Here is an 18,489-nt window from a genome sequence, read left to right on the forward strand (position 1 = left end):
CAAAGGTTGAAACCGGCGCGCGCATTCTCCTCCCTCTTTTGCCGTTAGACGCAGGCCGGTTGTGCCGAGTTCCCAAGATTTGTGACCTGGAGAGGAAACAGGAAAGATGCGGAATATAGAGGCAAAACGTTAGCCGAACGTACGGCATGGGCACTTTTAGGTGGAAAGAATCAACTCCTAAGAGTTATTTTCCGCTGCAAACGACGCGAAACACTCCGTCGCCGTCGAATCGCGGGATACTCAAGCCCGGGTCGCTGCGGTACATTGATCGTTTGCGACAAACACGCGGATTCGAAGTTGTCGAAACAAGCCCGCCGCTAGGGAGAGATGCGTTTTCCCTAGATACCCAAGAGATTCATCCTGTAGGGGGGTGCGTCGTGGAAGATATTTGGCGACAGTTGGAGGCCGATCTTAGGCAAGCGAAGAGCTTACCGGAGATTGAACAGGTCCGCATCAAGTACCTCGGGCGGAAGGGAATCATTACCCTCCTCGCCAAAAATACGGATTTCAGCAAGCTATCGCCGGACGAGAAGAAGTCGTTCGGCCAACGCCTGAACTCGTTGAAAGGTCGGGCCGAGCAGGCCGTCCGGACGGCGGCGGAGCAGGCATCGCAGGACGCAAGTCCCAAAGCTGGAGCAACGGGCGGGGCGGACCTCTCCCTGCCGGGCACCGATCGGCGACTGGGCGCCATGCACCCCATCTCGTTGGTCCAGCGAGAACTGGAGGATATTCTTCAAGGCATGGGGTTCCGTGTCCTGACCGGCTACGAGGTCGAGACCGAGTACTACAACTTCGATGCCCTTAATATCCCGCCCGATCACCCCGCACGCGACATGCAGGACACCTTTTGGCTGGAGGACGGTCGTCTGCTCCGAACCCATACCTCGGCCAATCAAGTGCGGGCATTGGAACAGTTCGGAGCGCCGATCCGAGCGATCTTCCCGGGACGATGCTTCCGCAACGAAGCGATGGACGCCAGTCACGAGAACACATTCTACCAACTAGAGGGCCTGCTGGTGGATCGCGATATTAGCGTCGCCCACCTCATCGGCGTCATGAAGACGCTGCTCTCCGCGGTCTTCCACAGGGAAGTCACCGTCCGACTGCGACCCGGTTTTTTCCCCTTCGTGGAACCGGGCTTTGAACTGGACGTTCAGTGCCTGATTTGCGGCGGCGGGGGCTGCGCCACCTGCAAACGCAGCGGATGGATCGAATTGATTCCGTGCGGGCTGGTTCACCCACGAGTTTTGGAGTTCGGCCGCGTCGACACTTCCGTGTTCAGCGGCTTCGCCTTCGGGATGGGACTAACGCGGATGGCGATGATGAAATTCGGCATCCCCGATATCCGCCTCTTCAATTCCGGTGACATTCGCTTTTACGAACAATTCCCGGTTTCCATGTAAGGGCGATCGAAACGGAGGCTCCGGCCGAGTTCGTCCGCATGATCCGGCGGAAAGGCCGCGCCGGCAAAGGGCAAGACACCGATAGCAAAACTTTAGGATCCACACCGTTTGCAAGAGGTTTTCCGTGAAGATTTCACTGGACTGGATCTCCGATTTCGTGGACCTTCAAGGAGTTTCGCCGCAGGACCTGGCCGAGCGCTTGACGCTGGCCACGGCGGAAGTCGAGGACCTCCACTTCATCCGACGGTACACGCAAGGCGTGTTGGTGGGGCGCGTGACGGCGTGCGAGGCCATCGAGGGGCAAGCCGCCGGCGGGTTGAGGCGTGTGGAGGTCGATTGCGGCACGCGACGGTATGAAAGCGTGTGCGGAGCACCGAATGTTGTCCCGGGCATGGTTTCGGCCTTCGCCCCGGCAGGCGTCACGTTGGCCGGCGAAACAGTCATCGTCGAGCAAACCGTAGCCGGTCGCCGCAGCGAAGGGGTTTTGTGCTCCGCCGCCGAGTTGGGTATGAGCCACTGGCACGAGGGTATTCTCGAAATACCGGAGGGTATCCCCGTTGGTACTCCTTTGGACGCGCTGATTCCGCCGGAAGACGTCTTGATCGAGATCGACAACAAGAGTCTGACTCACCGGCCAGATTTGTGGGGACACTACGGTTTCGCAAGAGAAATTGCGGTCATCCTCGATCGACCGCTGAAACCCCTCCCGGTTTACGATCTCTCTCAATTCGAGTCCTTGCCGCCCTATCCCTTGGAAGTCGCGTCTTTCGACGATTGCCCCTGTTACGGTTGCATCGACCTCCGTTTTCGGGCGGGAGTTCCGTCGCCGCTCTGGATGCAACGTCGCTTGCATGCCTTGGGCCAGCGGACCTTCAATCTGGCGGTGGACGTAACCAACTACGTGATGTGGGAATTGGCTCAACCGACCCATGCCTTCGACGGAGATAAGCTACGAAAAATTCGGGTAGCATCTCTTGGCAAGGAAGGCGTGTTCGTCACCCTCGACGGACAAGAACGGCGGATGTTGCCGGACGATCTGTTGATCTGGAACGAGAAAGAACCGGTAGCCCTGGCAGGCATCATGGGGGGGTTGCATAGCGAAGTCAGTCGCGAGACGCAGCACGTTCTGCTGGAGAGCGCAAACTTTCGAGCCGATCGTGTGCGGCGGACATCCGTTCGATTGGACCTTCGCACGGAAGCGGCCCAACGTTTTGAAAAGAGCCAACCGCCCGCCAACGTCATTACCGCCGCCGCACGAATTCTGCAATGCCTCGTCTTGGCCAACGAGTCGTTCGAGGTGTTGAGCCGATTCACTGTGGCTGGCGATCCCGACGACCGCCATCGCCCGTTGTTGATGGATTGGGCGCAAGTCAACCGCATGGCCGGCGTCCCGGTGCCGCGTGATGAAGCTCAGAGGATCCTAACCGGATTGGGGTTCCAAGTGGTTTCCCGGCAGGAGTTGCTGGAACTCGGCATACCGCCGCACCGAAGCCGACGCGACCTTTCGATTCCGGCGGATATTGTCGAGGAGATTCTGCGAATCTACGGTTACGGGCGCATTGAGCCCCAACTTCCGGTGGCACCGCTGGGGCATCTTCCGGTCAACGAAGGATTGCAACGCGAACACCGGGTCCGCCGAGTGTTAGCCGGGGCCCATCAATTCATCGAGGTGCAGAACTACATATGGTTCGACGTCCGTTGGCTTGACGAATTGGGATATCGGCCGTCCGATGGGCTACGATTGCGGAATCCGCCGGCCCAGCACAACGGCACCCTGCGGACCACGCTGGTGCCCAACCTGCTGGCGCTGGTGCGTCCCAATCGCGCGCACCGCGACAACTTCCGCCTTTTTGAAATCGGTCGCGTCTTTCGAGCGGCGGAGCAAGGCCGGCAGGAACGGACGTTCTTGGCAGGCGTTGCGTACCAACCGGCGCGATCCGACCCCGAAGAGTTGATTCGCGGGATTCGAGGGGCGCTCGAGGACGTGGCGATGAGCCTCGGCGGCTCACCATTCCGATTCGAACCCGCGACGGCGGACGCATCTCCGTGGGGGAAAAGCGGCTCATCGCTGGTGATTCACGGCAGTAATGGGCCGGTCGGCGGCATGGGTTTGCTGACGGGCAACGTGTTGAAGACGGTTGTTCCCGACGGTCAGGTCGCCTGGTTCGAAGTGGATTTGGAGGCCTTACCCATCGCGGTGCACCCGGCAGTGAAGTTTTCGGCGATTCCGGTCTACCCCGGCTCATGGCAGGATTTTTCGCTCCTCTGGGATGCTGCTCGGGGATTTGCCGAACTGGAATCCGTGCTCGACCGGTTTGTGCACCGTTTGATCGTTCGTCGCGAATTCGTGTATCGATTCAAAGGCAAGGGCTTGCCGCCGGGAAAGGCGAGTTATACGTTCCGTTACCACTTAGCGGCGCCGGATCACACGCTTTCCGCGGATGAAATCGACGCATTCCGCGGCGAATTCCTGCGGCATCTCGAGTCGCATCAGATCGTCTTGCGTTGAGCAGTGTGGTGAGGGCAATTGGACGGCGACGGTGCGACAACCGCCGCCGTCCGATGGAAATGCATGGTCGCCAACAGGGAAACCGCCGTGGATCAATTCATCGATCGTTTGGAGCAAGCCGTCGTGCGTCGGGGCACGCCGGTCGTGGTGGGCATCGATCCCCATTTGCCGATGTTGCCGGAGAGCATATTGCCTGCTTCCGCACTCCAAGCCGGTCCAGAGTCCCAGGGTTGGAACTACGAACGCTTGGCCCTCGCTCTGCAAAATTTCTGTCGCGGCGTGCTCGACGTGGCGGCGGGATTGGTCCCTGTCGTCAAATTTCAATTGGCGTTTTTCGAGCAAATCGGACCGGCGGGCCTGTCGGTCTTGGCCGACCTGGTGCAACACGCCCATCGCGGCGGCCTGCTGGTGATTCTGGATGGCAAGCGGGGCGATATCGGGTCCACCGCGTTGGCATACGCCCAGGGCATGTTGGGGGCGGGCGAGACTAGTGCTTGGGGCGGCGATGCCCTCACCGTCAATCCTTACTTGGGCGACGACGCTCTCGACCCATTCGTTCAAACGGCTTGCGAACGTCGCGCCGGGGTTTTCGTCTTGGTGAAGACTTCCAATCCGGGCGGGCGAGTCTTTCAAGATCTTGTCGCCGAAGGAAAGCCGATCTATCGGCATGTGGCCGCGCTCGTGGAAGACTTGGCGTGCAAACACCTGGGCAAGTGCGGTTACGGCGACATCGGCGGCGTGGTGGGCGCGACATATCGAGAGCAGCTTGCCGAATTACGCGAGGCCATGCCGCATACATGGTTCCTTGTGCCCGGCTATGGGAGCCAAGGGGCGGGCGCGGCCGACGTGGCGCCGGCGTTCGACGCTCGGGGGCGAGGCGCCGTCATCAATAATTCTCGTGCCGTCATCTTTGCCTACCGTCGGCGAGAATATGAGCGATTCGGTCCGGCGCGGTGGCAGGAGGCTATCGAGGCGGCCACTCGCGACATGATGGCCGAGATTCGAGCGGACACGCCCGCCGGACGAATTCGTTCGACTTGACCGCGGCCGAAACCGAACGGTTACTGCGACGCACCCGCAATGCGGAACGACCCGACAGCGTCGTGCCCACGATCTTGGTACCTCGTGAGCGGGACCCGTCGTCCGCAAGTCACGCAGAATCGAACGTTAGCCTAGCACCGACAGCGTCGGCAATTGCGGCTCGGACCTCCGTTTGGACGTCAAGTTCCGGACCAGATTGCGGCAAACCTCTTCCATTGCCGGGGCGCTGACCGGATCCGAAAAACACTCCACAAGGCGACCGATGTCTCCCTGAATTCTTAAGGACACATTGAGGGGGATTTCCCCGAGAAAGGGCACGTCCAATTCTGCGGCCTTCTTCTTCGCTCCTCCCGTCCCAAAGATCTCGTGCCTGGAACCGCAATCGGGACAGACGAACCAACTCATATTCTCCACCATTCCCAGAACTTCGATGTTCACTTTACGGAACATCGCCACAGCCTTGACCGCATCGAGCAAAGCCAACTCCTGGGGAGTGCAGACCACGATCGCGCCGCTCACCGGGAGTAGCTGCGAGAGGCTCAGCGCGATGTCGCCGGTGCCGGGCGGCATATCTACGATCAAGTAATCTAATTCACCCCACGCGGTGTCCTTCAAAAACTGCTGCACGGCCCCATGCAGCATGGGACCTCGCCAGATGACGGCTTCGTCCTTGGGCACGATGAACCCCATCGACATCACGCGGAGGCCGTCCACGTTGATGGGCTGGATTTTTCCCTCGTACAGCGTCGGTCGTTCGGTTGCACCAAGCAGATGCGGCACGCTGGGACCGTACACGTCGGCGTCCATCAAACCCACTTGAGAGCCGGAGCGAGCCAACCCCAAGGCCAGGGCCGTCGCCACGGTGCTCTTGCCCACACCGCCTTTTCCCGAACCCACGGCAATGACGGCCTTCGCAGTCAGACCGATCGCGCCCAGCTTTTCGGCCGGACGGTGATGCTGCGTGATTTTGACGTTTATTTCCGTACCGACCGGCAGTCGGGATGTCAGCAGATTCTTGGCTTCCTCCTGCAATTCCGACCACAGCGGAGCGGACAACGTGGTCAGCCCCAACGTCACGTCCACTTGCCCGTCTCGAACCGTCACGTCTGAGACCTGGTTCAAGCGAACCACGTCGCGTCCGGTTTCGGGGTCGCGAAAGTCCGACAACGCTTTGAGAACGTCTTCACGCGCAATCGCGGTCATTCCGTTTCTTCTCCCTTGCTGGCCGTCATTTCCTGATGCCGCAAAATCGGGTTGCCTGCGGTGCTTGAAAACTCACGCCATGGAATGCCATCCCACGCCGCCGCCCAAGGATCAACAAAATGCCCGGGCAAGGCTCGAAAATGGCCGTAAATCACGGCGGCAAGCGGCCCGGCAAAGGCGACTCGATCGGCTACCGCAGCGACTCCCATTTCACGAAAAAAAACTTCCAACTCCTTTGCTCGCGGTGACACCGCCGCGACCTTGCTTTCCGAATGCCAGCGACGGAGGTAGGCGATTTCCGCCGCGATGTTCGACTCCCAACCGGGTCGCACTTCAAGCACGAAGAAGGAACCCGGCCTTTGAGTTGCGAGTCGGCGAATCTCCGCCATGCGGCCGAAACGTATCCAGGCCGGCGCCGAAACGTCTCCGCGGTCCGCGAACGACTCGCGCCACCGCGAGCGCAGGGCGACATGCCACAAGCCCCGTCTCTCGTAAAGCAACACCGCGGGCGGAAGACGCTCGTCTTGCATCGACGGCATCCGACTCATACGCCAACCTCTTTGTTCCGCCGTGTGAAGACCGCGTGAGAGATCGAATTGCGATCCGCCGCCAACCCCCGCTGCCGAAGCGGCGCTTTTGCCCCATTTGGAAGCGGTACTCGCAATCGGCCTCGACTCCCCTTCATCCTAGCGCCGATCGCAGCGGGCGGCAAGGAAACCGCCGCTTCGCTACAATGTTTGGGGGGTGAATACACGAAGTCGGAGTACCGAGGGAGAAAGCAATGATTCCCGTGGCGATGACAATCGCCGGATCGGACCCTTCCGGAGGCGCTGGGCTTCAAGCCGATCTGAAGGTGTTTCAACAATGGGATGTCTTCGGCACGGCGGTGGTGACGCTGCTAACGGTGCAAAACACCGTCGGCGTCCGACAGGTGCAGACGTGTTCGGCGAATTTTGTCGCCGCCCAGTTGGACGCCGTCTTAGAGGACATTCCTCCCGCCGCCGCCAAGACCGGTGCTTTGGGAAGCTCTGAGATCGTCAATCTGGTTGCGGAAAGGGCCGGCGAATTCTCGTTCCCCTTGGTCGTAGATCCGGTCGTGGTCAGCAAGAGTCGCGATCGTCTGATCGACGACGATGGCTTAGAGGCCGTCCGCCGACGACTTTTGCCCGCCGCGCTCATCGCAACCCCCAACGCTTATGAGGCCGAGGCTTTGACCGGTATCGCGGTTGTTGACGAGCCGAGCATGATTCGGGCCGCCGAAGCTATTGCGGAATTGGGCCCGCGCTATGTCCTTCTCAAAGGGCCGGAAATCGCGGACGATGCCCCCGACGTACTGTTCGGTGAGGGGTGTTGCAGATTCTTTCGCGCCGAACGCATCCGAACGCCGCACACGCACGGTTCGGGGTGTGCCTTTTCGGCGGCAATCGCTGCGGGATTGGCCCGCGGGATGCCCGTTCCGGACGCGGTTCAAGCCGCCAAGGAATTCGTGACCGAAGCGATTCGTCAGGCGCCCGGTTTGGGCAAGGGGCGGGGACCGCTGGACCTGAATTTACGACCAACTCGGCGGTCTGCCGAATAAGACTTTCCGACTGAACGGATGGGACACGAGCATTGACCCAGGTCCCTATATGGGCGCGACAATGAGCGAAAACATCTCGGAATGGCGATTGCTTGCAGGAATAGTGATTGTGCTTGTTGCGATGGGACTCTCGCTTGGCGTCGCCAAGTTGCTGGGTTTTGGGCTGGGGCGTTTGCCCGGCGATATCGTGCTCCGCGGGCGGGGATGGGAGTTTTATTTTCCTCTCGTGACCTGTTTACTCTTGAGCTTGTTCGTCACCGTCGTAATCAATCTCTTGGCTCGCTGGTGGCGATAGGGTAAATGCCGTCACCGAGTCGCGGACTTCACGCGAAAACCAAGTCGTTGTTGCAACTGTGCTGCATGGATGATCGCGGTGCCTTAAATTCTCAGTGCGATGCTTCACCCCGCCAGCCAATGTTGCTGCGCATCGCAGTCCTTTCTGCTCAGCGAGGATGGGGAGGCGGCGAAGAGCAGGCAAAACTCTTGGTGCAAGGACTGGCTGCGCGCGGGCACGAGGTTCTCCTCCTGACGCCTCGCAGTTCGCCTTTGGCTCACAAAGTGCCACCGGCAAGTGAGACAAGGGCTGTTTTCAGTTCGTGGACTCCTGCCTCGGCATGGCAAATCCGTTCAGCCCTTCGCCGATTCCGTCCGCACGTCCTTTATTGGAATGATCCAAAAGCCGCATTTTTGGGGTCGGTGGCCAGTTTGGGCTTGAAAGCCGTCCGAGTCGCGACCAAACGCACGCTTTTTCCACTGCGATCTGCGAGCCTGTACCGGCATTTTTGCAACGTGGTCATCTGTGCGTCCGCCGCCGCCGTTCGGGTTTGTCGGAATGCCGGTCTTCCGCCCGACCGACTACGGTTGGTCTATGACGGCGTTTCGCTCGAACGCATCAAACACGCGGATCCCGTCCGCGGCGCTGAAGCACTACGTCGCTTCCTGCCGCAGGCCGTGAATACTTCCAACGCCGTATTTCTGATCAATGTGGGCAAACTTACGCCCGCCAAGGGGCAGGCGGTTTTGATCGAAGCCTTTCGAGACGTGGCGGCGAAGAGGGAAAACGCCTTCCTGGTCATCGTGGGCGACGGCGAACTCAGGGAGTCCTTGAACTCGCAAATCGCGGAAGCGGGACTCGCCGATCGCGTCGCCTTGGTCGGCTTCAGGGAAGATGTGCCGGATCTCCTGGCCGCGGCGGACCTCTTCGTGTTTCCCTCTCTCTCGGAGGGGCTGGGAAGTTCGGTAATCGAGGCGATGCTGTTGGGCTTGCCCGTCATCGCATCCGAAGTCGGCGGCATACCGGAAATACTCTCGCCGCCGGGTGTGGCCGAAGGGAAGGTTTTGGGTTGGCTCGTCCCACCGGGCGACAGTCGCTCGCTGGTAACGGCTATGGAGGCCGCTTTGGACCTTCCGGTGGAAGATCGATACCGCCTAACGACGACCGCCCAATCCGCCGCTGAACGGCAATTCCCTGCCGATCGAATGGTGGAGCAGACGCTGAGCCTGGTTTACGAACTGCTCAGACGGTGAACACCGCGAAAAACCGCGACACAGACGGTCAGACTACGCATCCGGAAAACCCAACCCACTAGGCTGGGTCTAGCCATGCAATAACCCACCCCTGAGAGTGGGCGCACGTGGATTCGAACCACGGACCTCGTCCTTATCAGGGACGCGCTCTAACCAACTGAGCTATGCGCCCGATCCTATTTGACCGCCAGCAGGCTATTGACCTTTCGCACTGGTCCGGACTTCCTGCATGGCCCAGGCTACCCGGCGTCAAGTCCGTCACATTCCTGCTTGTTGAGACGGAAGCTCCGTGAGGCAATGCCCCCTCACCAACTCTCGAACTGCTATTGTAGCTTGTCACTCGGCTCTGTAAAGTCGGGGCCCTAAGTCATAGCAGAGAGCGAAGACGTGCGACCGCAGGCCGTCCCGACCACGGCACGGCCAAAGTCTTAATCGGCTCGGCGAAACCTTGCTCCGGGGTGGATCCCGAATACAAGAAACAGCGTCGTTGCGGCAGCGCGGCCTGTGCATCGCGACGGTGAGGTCAAAGGAATGTCGGCTCGAGACGGAGGAAAGTCATCGATGTGGCTTCGTTTTTCGGCGATTTCCGCGATTGTGATGACGGTGTGGATGGGTGGTGTCGCGATGGCGGCCCCTCCGACCGTCGAGCAAACCCTAGTGTTCAAGCCGTTTCAAAAGGGGGTCACCATTGACACGCCCTCAGGCGATGAATTGGCCCAGTGCAAAGTTGAGGCGGAGAAGATCGGCCAATCGACCGGTTGGACGGTAAAAGACGGCAAAGGTTTCGTTCTCCGTCGCTTCCTCGATACCAACGGAGACAACAAGGTCGATTCGTGGTGCTACTTTCAGGGCGGCCTGGAGGTCTACCGCGACATCGACTCCAACGGAAACGGTAAGGTGGATCAAAGCCGTTGGCTGAATACCGGCGGCAGTCGTTGGGGACTCGACTCGAATGAGGATGGGACCATCGACCAGTGGAAACAGATCTCGGCCGAGGAAGTAGCGGAAGAGGCGGTGACGGCCCTTCTCGCCAAGGATTTGCCGCGATTTCGTGTATTGCTGGCGACCCCGGCCGAACTCAAGACATTGGATTTGGGGCCAGCTTATACGCAAGAGCTTACCGGCCTGCTGCAAGGCGCGGAAAGCCGTTTCGCCGAAAATGCGGCCAAGGTTCCCGCCGTGGGGGCTTTGAAATGGATTCAATTCGCCGGTCACCGACCGGGTGTCGTGCCGGCAGGCACATCGGGACTGTCGCGTGATATCGTGGTGTACGACAACGCGGTGGCCTTCGCGGAGTCGCAACAAGGCACGATTCAAGTTTTTCTGGGAGCAATGATCCAGGTCGGAGACGCTTGGCGGTTGGTCAATGCCCCTTTCATTTTGGATGAGAATGCCGCCGACTCTTTGGCCGGAGGGGTGTTCTTCCGACCGCCCTCACCGGCAGGGCCGACATTGCCCGTCGAAAATGCTCCCACCGAGGAAATGCAGAAGTTGTTGGCCGATTTGGAGAAGCTGGAAAAGGCATTGTCGGAGGCCAAATCTCTGGATGAGCAAACGGAACTGAACGGCAAACGGGCCGATCTGCTCCAAGCGTTGGCCGCTGCCGCGACGCGACCTGAAGACCGGGTCACATGGCTGAAGCAATTGGCGGACACGTTGAGCGCAACCGCTCAAAGTGGAACCTTTCCCGAGGGAGCGGCACGCCTGAAGGCCCTGTACGACCAAGTCGCCAAGGACTCCTCCCAGCAGGCTCTCGCGGCGTACGTGCGATTTCGCCAATTGGCGGCGGAGTACGGACTGAGCCTGCAAGCCCCCGACGCAGACTATAACAAGGTCCTCACCAATTGGATCGCCAACCTCGAGCAGTTCTTGAAGGATTTTCCCGAGGCGCCGGACGCGCCGGAGGCGATTATGCAGATCGCCGTCGGGAAAGAATACTTGGGCGATGAGGAGGGAGCGCGACGCCAATATGAATTATTGGCGACTCGATTCCCCGACTCGCCGGAGGGCATCCGAGCGCGTGGCGCGCTGAAACGGCTAACGATGGAGGGCCAAGTGCTCGATTTCAAGGGGAAAGACCCGCAGGGTGGCACGGTGGACTTGGCCGCATATCGCGGTAAGGCGGTGGTCATCCAGTATTGGGCCAGTTGGTGCGAGCCTTGCAAGGCGGAAATGGCGATCCTGAAGGATCTGCTCTCACGCTATGGCAGTCAGTTGGCGGTCATCGGCGTCAACGTGGATACCGACGCAGCGGACATGACGGCGTACCTCCGCGAAGCTAAGCTTCCCTGGCCGCAGATTCGCGAAGAAGGAGGCATGGAGAGCAGACCGGCCCTGGAATTAGGAATCCTGACGGTTCCCACCACCATCCTTTTGGACGGCCAAGGCCGTGTCGTGGACCGAAGCGTCGTGGCCACCGAACTGGAAGCAAAGCTCAAGCAAATCATTCGCTAAGCCCATCGGTTCCGCCGGACTGCGATACCGGCGAAGACGGCAACCAAGCCGCCGGCGTCGAGCGCCGCGTTTCTCGGGACGCGGCGTTTTTGCTTGTTGGTACGACGCGATGCCCCGCTTCGGCCCAACCGCCGCCTATCCGCATGCCGGAAACCATCGCCGGACCCGGGGAAGAATTGCATCAAATCCCTTGCATCTCGGCCATGTTCCCCGATGAGTCACGCAAATCGAGCGGGCATGGTGACAGAATGACCCCATCCGGACTCAGGTTGGAGCCGTTTGCGTTGTAAACTTTTTGGCGGGGGAGTGAGTTAAGAGCGCGAGGCTGGATAGGTCAGGAAGAGTCGCGGAAGAGGGATCAGGTGAATACGTGGGGCGGGGAGTCTTGAAAAGAGGGGACTCCAGAGGCGGGAAGGTGGCACTCGAAGGAAGAAAAGGCGGCGTTCGAGGGAAGAAAACGCCTCAAAGCGGTGCTTTGGCGGCCTTCCGCGCGCACTCCGCGCAGACCGTCATCCTGCGAGACGAGCTCAGCACCGACAAGATTCCCGATTCGTCCGCCGCTCTGGGGTAAAAAACCTAGGTGACCGCTACGGCGGGTTTTCCTGAAGGCTCTTGCTCAGCGGCGGAGCCGGACTCGGGATGTCCCGGGGCGGCAGGCTTGCCGTAGACTCTTTCCCGCAAGGCCTTGGAAATCGGACTGAGCCGCATCTTTCCCAACGTCCCCTCTCGACGCGGGGCCATCGCCAACAGCGTCGCAAACGCGGCGTGCACCACCATCACCGCCCCCACCTCCGCCGTAAACCGCCGGGCCCCGACGATGTTCCCGTCATCCACCCCCCAAAACACCTTCAGCCGGGCATTTACCCGTTCCACCGCCGTCCGCCCGCGGTACAACCGCTCAAACTTCCGCGTCGCCCGGGGTATCGCCGGAAACCGCCGCAAGTCGATCTCCCGCGGCACACGCACCGTCTTCCCGTAGGACTTCCCCGCATTGCAAATCTTGCTCATCAGACACTCCCACCCCTCGTGCTTGGCCGGACACCGATACTTGATCGTCTCCCGCGACGGCTCATACCCGATGTAGGCCATCCGATACCGCACCATCGGTTGGCTCACCCGATCGTAACAGTACACCGTCCCCGCCTCGTCGTAGACGATGTTCGAGTTCCCATCGTGGCCGGGCAACATCCGCTCCGCCTCCTCCTTCCACAAACTCCGATTCTCGATTACCGCCTTGATCCCCTCCCGCGACAACAACTCATGCACCGGATTCGTGTCGGCCGCCTTGTCATAGGCCAGACTCTTGATCCGACCTTGCGGCAGATTCCGTTTCACCTGCTCCAAAACCGCCGGCAACGTCTCGGCATCCCCGGCCGTACTCTCCGTGACCTTGTACCCCAACACCACTTCGTGCTTCACATCCACCGCCAGGTGCAGCTTGAACCCGAACCACTCCACCACCCGCGTCACGTTCCCGTCCTTGTCCGTGTACTCCTTGCGACCGCCCTTGGGTTGCGGAAGACCTTCCGCCTTCTCCTCCTCCGCCGCCTGTCCCTCCTTCCGCCGCGCCTTCAGCCCCGTGGCGTCCCCGGCCAGGTTCTCTCCCAAGTCCGGCACCACCTCGCCTAATCGCCGCACCATCGTGTTGAACATCTCCTGCAGGAGGCTGCGAAACGGTTCCCGGCCCAGCAGCTCCATGAACCGCGACATGTTCCAGGCGTTGGGAACCTGATCCTCCGATTCGATCCCAATCAGCTTCCGCAGCTCCGCGTTCCGCCTCAGTTCGGCCAGGCACGACTCCATCGTGGGATGCCGCAAGGCGATCTTCAAAAGCCACGTCCCCCAGAGCACACGGACCGGATAGTCGTTCCGCCCCTTGCCCCGGGATCTCTCCAGAGATGCGAGAAACTCCTCGTCGGGAATGGACGTTAGAAATTCCCGCAGGGTGCGAATGGTGGGACTATCTTCCAGGGTATCCCAGGCGAAGAGAGGTCGGAGGTTGGGGATTTGCATGGAGGTCTTCCTGAGCCGGAGAACAAGGGATTCCGCCAACGGCGTGCTTTGCAGATAAAGTTCTTGTTCCGCACCAACCAAGGGGCTTTGGATCAAGCCGATCCTTGTGAACGCATACATTTACTACGCATGACATCCCCGCTTGCTCGCAGGCTTGGTCGAAAAATCAGGAAAAATCGCTCCATCGCGGGAAAAACCGCCCGTTTTCCGCACATCCTGCGGGGAAGGCCCTTTCCAGGCCCTTCCTAACTTCAATCCATCACGCGAGATGGGAACAACGCAAAGGGCTCGAACAAACCCTGCGAGGCTGGAGCGCTCGACGTTTTTTCCGAACACGTTTTTCAGGTGGGTGTCCCACAGGGCCACCTCCTCCAGGTCGCTGCACACGATCATCGTGGCATGGTGCTGAGCCAGGCGGCGCTTGGCCTCTTCACCCAGACTGGGCCAGATGCGCGTGAGTGCCAGCGACGCCATGCGGCGGTTGTTCTGCCGCCGCTGTTCGCGCTCCCGTCGCTTCCGACCGAACCCCAGACTTTCCGAGACGCTCTGCCGGATCGTTCGCAGTCGTTCCCGAAGCGGATGGTCCGAAAGGGGATCGCTTGTCCCGCTCTCCAGGAAACCCCGCCGCCACCCGTCCGGGTCTTTCTCCGGCTCCTGCACATTGTGCCAGCGGCTTTTGAGGAGGATCTGCAAGCGGCCTTGGTACACCCGCGTGATCCCGTCGGGTTTCTTTGGGCGGGTATAGGTTTCCGGGGCAGGGCCTAATCCGGCGTCCAGCCCCGTGAGCGGCCGGTCAAGCCGGAGAAAGGGTCCGCGGGGTCCTCCGCCGTCCCCACCGGCTCGCCCGTTCCGATCCCCGCTTCCCTTTGCTCATCGCGACCGGAATTGAGGGATAGAATCTCTTCATCCTCGGCCGGCTCCGCCAGTCCCAACAGTTCCCGCACGTCGCGGGCGCGAATCGGCAGTCCCATGCCATAGGCCGCCTGCAAGGCTTGGAGTCGTTCCAGCACGTCCGGCTTTTCGGTCTCGATCACCAGCCGTGACGGGCATTCGTCGAACCAGGGATAGTTCCACTTGACGATCCGAGCGACCAGCTCGGTGGTGAGCGTCTCGGCCAGGTTGATGGAATCATATTGGACGATTTGCAGGAAGGTATCCAGGTGGATGGACGCGAGGTTGGAGCCCAATCCCGTGGCGTGGGCCTCCGTGGTGAGGGTCTGGCCGAGGATGTAGCGTTTGATTTGGTGCCCGAAGTATTCCGTGATGATGTCCTTCAGCGTATGGGCGCCCGAGAGATCGGGGTGGACCAATTGCACGCCGTAGGCCCCGCCCTCCGGGCCGGCGGGGCGGGGGATGATGAGGACGTTGCGGGCGTTGCCGATCCGCTCCGTAGCCGCCCGGACCATGTCCTCCTTGGCCCGTTCGCTCCCCGCCGGATAGTACCATAGTTCGATTCCCAGCGCGGAACGTTCCAAGAACTCCATCAGCCACGCCAGCGCTTCTTGTTTCTGGTACCAGGACCAATAAATCCGCGAGCGGACGCCGACCCCGAACACGCGGGCGGCGTTTTGCGGCGCGTGGTAATCGCCGTCCTCGACGGTGTGGCGGTGGATGGTAATTAGCTCGCGCAGGTGTTCCGGCGGGAAAAAGGCCGGGCCGAGGTGGGTTGTGAGGATGCGCCCGCCGTTGGCCTCCGCCCAGGCCCGATAACGCGAGGCCCCTTCCCCGGGCGTGGCGAGAGAAATCCGGATCCCGAATTCCTCGGGGTCGAAGTCGCCCCGGTCGTCGATCCAGCGCCACACGAGTTTATCCCCGTGGAGGGGGCGCCAATGGCCGACGCCGATCAATTGCCTCCCCTTGCGGGAGAACCAACGGCAACGGTTCACGACCGCGTAGCGGCCGTAGAAGACGGCCTCAAGGAGGGTCTCGCGGTACTGGGTGAAATTCGGCAGACGTCGCAGAAGGTAGGTCACTTCCTCGGCCGCCTCGGCCTGTTCCGGGTCGTCGGGGTCGTCGGGTTCGATGTGCCAGTCGAGCAGGGCGACGGCCCGTTTCCGGACCTCCAGCGGCTCCATCACGGCGACGTCCTGCCGGAGGTATTGGGCATTGGACCAGGAATGCTGGAGGGCCTCGTCGCTGGACATGTAGGATTTGGACCCGCCGCCGTAGACGCCCGCGAAGGTCACCACGTGGGGGACCGCGGATTGTCCCAGGTTGGGCAGCAGTCGGCTTTCCGTTCCCGATTGGGTCAGGTCCAGGCGCCGGGGCGGCTCCCCGGGCGCAATCCAAACGGCCTCGTCGCTCATGGTTGCCTCGATGACGGCTTACAGCCCGAACAGGACGGCTTGATCGGGCGAGATGGGTTCTTGCGGCTCGAATACGCGGACGACCTCGTAGGGGTTGAGGGATTGCAGCCATTTCCCGGTCGGACCCGGGACGATCCGGGGCACGAACATTTCGCCGTAGAGTCCCTCGTATTCCTTGGATTTCAGCGGTCCGAACGTGGCCTTGCGGGGAACGTAGGTCCCGGAGATGGCGACCAGCCGGTAATCGAACCGGTGTCCGGAGACGGTCCCCCGAATGCGGAGATGATCCCAGACCCAGTTCCCCGGGGAACGGGTTTCCAGCAGGTCCAAGAACATCGAAGGGGGCACGTTGTAGTAGGCGTAGATCGGTCCCGGGCCGACCGGGACCCAATCGCCGACGTCCTTGTTGTATTCCTTTTCGTGAAAGCGAACATACAACGCGGCCTCGCGGTAGTCGTAGGCGGCGGAGTGGACGTTGCTCGATTGGTTGACCGCAACAAACTCTCCCGACCAGAGGGGATGATCGGCGGGGATGTTGCCCAATTCCGGCGGCGCGGGCAGGGCGGGGGAGGTCGCCGCGCCGGAATCGGGGACGGTCATCTTGGGCTGGAAGAGAGCCCTTTGCGTTGTTCCCATCTCGCGTGATGGATTGAAGTTAGGAAGGGCCTGGAAAGGGCCTTCCCCGCAGGATGTGCGGAAAAGAGGCGGTTTTTCCCGCGTTGGAGCGATTTTTCACGATTTTTCGACCAAGCCTGCGAACAAGCGGGGAATGGGTGCGTAGTAAAGGTATGCGTTCACAAGGATCGGCTTGATCCAAAGCCCCTTGGGTGGTGCGGAACAAGAACTTTCCCTGCAAAGCACGCAAAGCGTTGGCTCAATCCCTTGTTCTCCGGCTCAGGAAGACCTCCATGCAAATCCCCAACCTCCGACCTCTCTTCGCCTGGGATACCCTGGAAGATAGTCCCACCATTCGCACCCTGCGGGAATTTCTAACGTCCATTCCCGACGAGGAGTTTCTCACATCTCTGGAGAGAGCCCGGGGCAAGGGGCGGAACGACTATCCGGTCCGTGTGCTCTGGGGGACGTGGCTTTTGACGATCGCCTTGCGGCATCCGACCGTGGAGTCGTGCCTGGCCGAACTGAGGCGGAACGCGGAGCTGCGGAAGCTGATTGGGATCGAATCGGAGGACCGGGTCCCCAACGCCTGGAACATGTCGCGGTTCATCGAGCTGCTGGGCCGGGAACCGTTTCGCAGCCTCCTGCAGGAGATGTTCAACACGATGGTGCGGCGATTAGGCGAGGTGGTGCCGGACTTGGGAGAGAACCTGGCCGGAGACGCCACGGGGCTGAAGGCGCGGCGGAAGGAGGGAGAGGCGGCGGAGGAGGAGAAGGCGGAAGGTCTTCCGCAACCCAAGGGCGGTCGCAAGGAGTACACGGACAAGGACGGGAACGTGACGCGGGTGGTGGAGTGGTTCGGGTTCAAGCTGCACCTGGCGGTGGATGTGAAGCACGAAGTGGTGTTGGGGTACAAGGTCACGGAGAGTACGGCCGGGGATGCCGAGACGTTGCCGGCGGTTTTGGAGCAGGTGAAACGGAATCTGCCGCAAGGTCGGATCAAGAGTCTGGCCTATGACAAGGCGGCCGACACGAATCCGGTGCATGAGTTGTTGTCGCGGGAGGGGATCAAGGCGGTAATCGAGAATCGGAGTTTGTGGAAGGAGGAGGCGGAGCGGATGTTGCCCGGCCACGATGGGAACTCGAACATCGTCTACGACGAGGCGGGGACGGTGTACTGTTACGATCGGGTCAGCCAACCGATGGTGCGGTATCGGATGGCCTACATCGGGTATGAGCCGTCGCGGGAGACGATCAAGTATCGGTGTCCGGCCAAGCACGAGGGGTGGGAGTGTCTGATGAGCAAGATTTGCAATGCGGGGAAGTCCTATGGGAAGACGGTGCGTGTGCCGCGGGAGATCGACTTGCGGCGATTTCCGGCGATTCCGCGGGCGACGCGGAAGTTTGAGCGGTTGTACCGCGGGCGGACGGCGGTGGAACGGGTGAATGCCCGGCTGAAGGTGTTTTGGGGGGTGGATGACGGGAACATTGTCGGGGCCCGGCGGTTTACGGCGGAGGTGGGGGCGGTGATGGTGGTGCACGCCGCGTTTGCGACGCTGTTGGCGATGGCCCCGCGGCGGGAGGGGACGTTGGGAAAGATGCGACTCAGTCCGATTTCCAAGGCCTTGCGGGAAAGAGTCTACGGCAAGCCTGCCGCCCCGGGACATCCCGAGTCCGGCTCCGCCGCTGAGCAAGAGCCTTCAGGAAAACCCGCCGTAGCGGTCACCTAGGTTTTTTACCCCAGAGCGGCGGACGAATCGGGAATCTTGTCGGTGCTGAGCTCGTCTCGCAGGATGACGGTCTGCGCGGAGTGCGCGCGGAAGGCCGCCAAAGCACCGC

At 61.0% G+C, this 18,489-nt stretch carries 14 protein-coding genes and 1 tRNA gene; 8 read left to right on the forward strand and 7 right to left on the reverse strand.

Annotated features, from left to right (window positions below; genetic code table 11):
- Nucleotides 1-377: 377 nt before the first annotated feature.
- The 3 genes from pheS to pyrF all read left to right on the forward strand — a co-directional run bounded on the left by pheS (nucleotide 378) and on the right by pyrF (nucleotide 4,953).
- Entirely contained in the window at nucleotides 378-1,403 is a 1,026-nt protein-coding gene (gene pheS, locus ACYQ6J_RS06970) for a phenylalanine--tRNA ligase subunit alpha (protein ID WP_460183464.1), read from the forward strand.
- Nucleotides 1,404-1,527: 124 nt separating this feature from the next.
- Nucleotides 1,528-3,912 (forward strand): phenylalanine--tRNA ligase subunit beta, encoded by a 2,385-nt coding sequence (gene pheT, locus ACYQ6J_RS06975; RefSeq protein ID WP_460183465.1) that lies wholly within the window; start codon nucleotides 1,528-1,530, stop codon nucleotides 3,910-3,912.
- A gap of 63 nt (nucleotides 3,913-3,975) precedes the next feature.
- Complete coding sequence (pyrF, locus tag ACYQ6J_RS06980; protein ID WP_460183466.1) at nucleotides 3,976-4,953, forward strand: orotidine-5'-phosphate decarboxylase; 978 nt, start codon at nucleotides 3,976-3,978, stop codon at nucleotides 4,951-4,953.
- A 126-nt stretch (nucleotides 4,954-5,079) separates the two neighbouring features.
- On the opposite strand, the gene ACYQ6J_RS06985 is transcribed toward pyrF, so the two are convergent.
- A complete protein-coding gene (locus ACYQ6J_RS06985) occupies nucleotides 5,080-6,156 on the reverse strand; it encodes an Mrp/NBP35 family ATP-binding protein (RefSeq protein ID WP_460183467.1) in 1,077 nt (358 codons plus the stop codon).
- Nucleotides 6,153-6,704, reverse strand: coding sequence for a hypothetical protein (locus ACYQ6J_RS06990; RefSeq protein WP_460183468.1), 552 nt, complete (start codon nucleotides 6,702-6,704; stop codon nucleotides 6,153-6,155). The genes ACYQ6J_RS06985 and ACYQ6J_RS06990 overlap by 4 nt, the downstream gene beginning before the upstream one ends.
- Nucleotides 6,705-6,937: 233 nt before the next feature.
- Here ACYQ6J_RS06990 and thiD point away from each other — a divergent pair, with 233 nt between their 5' ends.
- The 3 genes from thiD to ACYQ6J_RS07005 all read left to right on the forward strand — a co-directional run bounded on the left by thiD (nucleotide 6,938) and on the right by ACYQ6J_RS07005 (nucleotide 9,262).
- Nucleotides 6,938-7,735 carry a bifunctional hydroxymethylpyrimidine kinase/phosphomethylpyrimidine kinase gene (gene thiD / locus ACYQ6J_RS06995; RefSeq protein ID WP_460183469.1) on the forward strand — a complete coding sequence of 266 codons (798 nt, stop codon included), beginning with the start codon at nucleotides 6,938-6,940 and terminating at the stop codon, nucleotides 7,733-7,735.
- Nucleotides 7,736-7,796: 61 nt separating this feature from the next.
- Nucleotides 7,797-8,030 (forward strand): DUF2905 domain-containing protein, encoded by a 234-nt coding sequence (locus tag ACYQ6J_RS07000; protein WP_460183470.1) that lies wholly within the window; start codon nucleotides 7,797-7,799, stop codon nucleotides 8,028-8,030.
- Between the two features lie 191 nt (nucleotides 8,031-8,221).
- A complete protein-coding gene (locus tag ACYQ6J_RS07005) occupies nucleotides 8,222-9,262 on the forward strand; it encodes a glycosyltransferase (RefSeq protein ID WP_460185531.1) in 1,041 nt (346 codons plus the stop codon).
- 98 nt (nucleotides 9,263-9,360) lie between these two features.
- Here the strand turns inward: ACYQ6J_RS07005 and ACYQ6J_RS07010 are convergent.
- A tRNA-Ile gene (locus ACYQ6J_RS07010) sits at nucleotides 9,361-9,434 on the reverse strand.
- Between the two features lie 389 nt (nucleotides 9,435-9,823).
- Between ACYQ6J_RS07010 and ACYQ6J_RS07015 the strand changes: the two genes are divergently transcribed.
- Nucleotides 9,824-11,716 carry a redoxin domain-containing protein gene (locus tag ACYQ6J_RS07015; RefSeq protein WP_460183471.1) on the forward strand — a complete coding sequence of 631 codons (1,893 nt, stop codon included), beginning with the start codon at nucleotides 9,824-9,826 and terminating at the stop codon, nucleotides 11,714-11,716.
- Nucleotides 11,717-12,292: 576 nt separating this feature from the next.
- Here the strand turns inward: ACYQ6J_RS07015 and ACYQ6J_RS07020 are convergent.
- The 4 genes from ACYQ6J_RS07020 to ACYQ6J_RS07035 all read right to left on the reverse strand — a co-directional run bounded on the left by ACYQ6J_RS07020 (nucleotide 12,293) and on the right by ACYQ6J_RS07035 (nucleotide 16,635).
- Nucleotides 12,293-13,729: a transposase gene (locus ACYQ6J_RS07020; protein WP_460183472.1), complete on the reverse strand. Its 1,437-nt coding sequence runs from the start codon at nucleotides 13,727-13,729 to the stop codon at nucleotides 12,293-12,295.
- 123 nt (nucleotides 13,730-13,852) lie between these two features.
- Nucleotides 13,853-14,437, reverse strand: coding sequence for a hypothetical protein (locus tag ACYQ6J_RS07025; RefSeq protein WP_460183473.1), 585 nt, complete (start codon nucleotides 14,435-14,437; stop codon nucleotides 13,853-13,855).
- Between the two features lie 53 nt (nucleotides 14,438-14,490).
- The gene (locus ACYQ6J_RS07030) at nucleotides 14,491-16,035 is read right to left on the reverse strand and encodes a phage portal protein family protein (protein ID WP_460183474.1); all 1,545 of its coding nucleotides are present in this window, start codon (nucleotides 16,033-16,035) and stop codon (nucleotides 14,491-14,493) included.
- Between the two features lie 18 nt (nucleotides 16,036-16,053).
- On the reverse strand, nucleotides 16,054-16,635 hold the full coding sequence (locus tag ACYQ6J_RS07035) for a KTSC domain-containing protein (protein WP_460183475.1): 582 nt from the start codon (nucleotides 16,633-16,635) through the stop codon (nucleotides 16,054-16,056).
- A gap of 308 nt (nucleotides 16,636-16,943) precedes the next feature.
- Here ACYQ6J_RS07035 and ACYQ6J_RS07040 point away from each other — a divergent pair, with 308 nt between their 5' ends.
- Complete coding sequence (locus tag ACYQ6J_RS07040; RefSeq protein ID WP_460183476.1) at nucleotides 16,944-18,380, forward strand: transposase; 1,437 nt, start codon at nucleotides 16,944-16,946, stop codon at nucleotides 18,378-18,380.
- The last annotated feature ends 109 nt before the right edge of the window (nucleotides 18,381-18,489 follow it).

The organism is Thermopirellula anaerolimosa, from assembly GCF_054657335.1.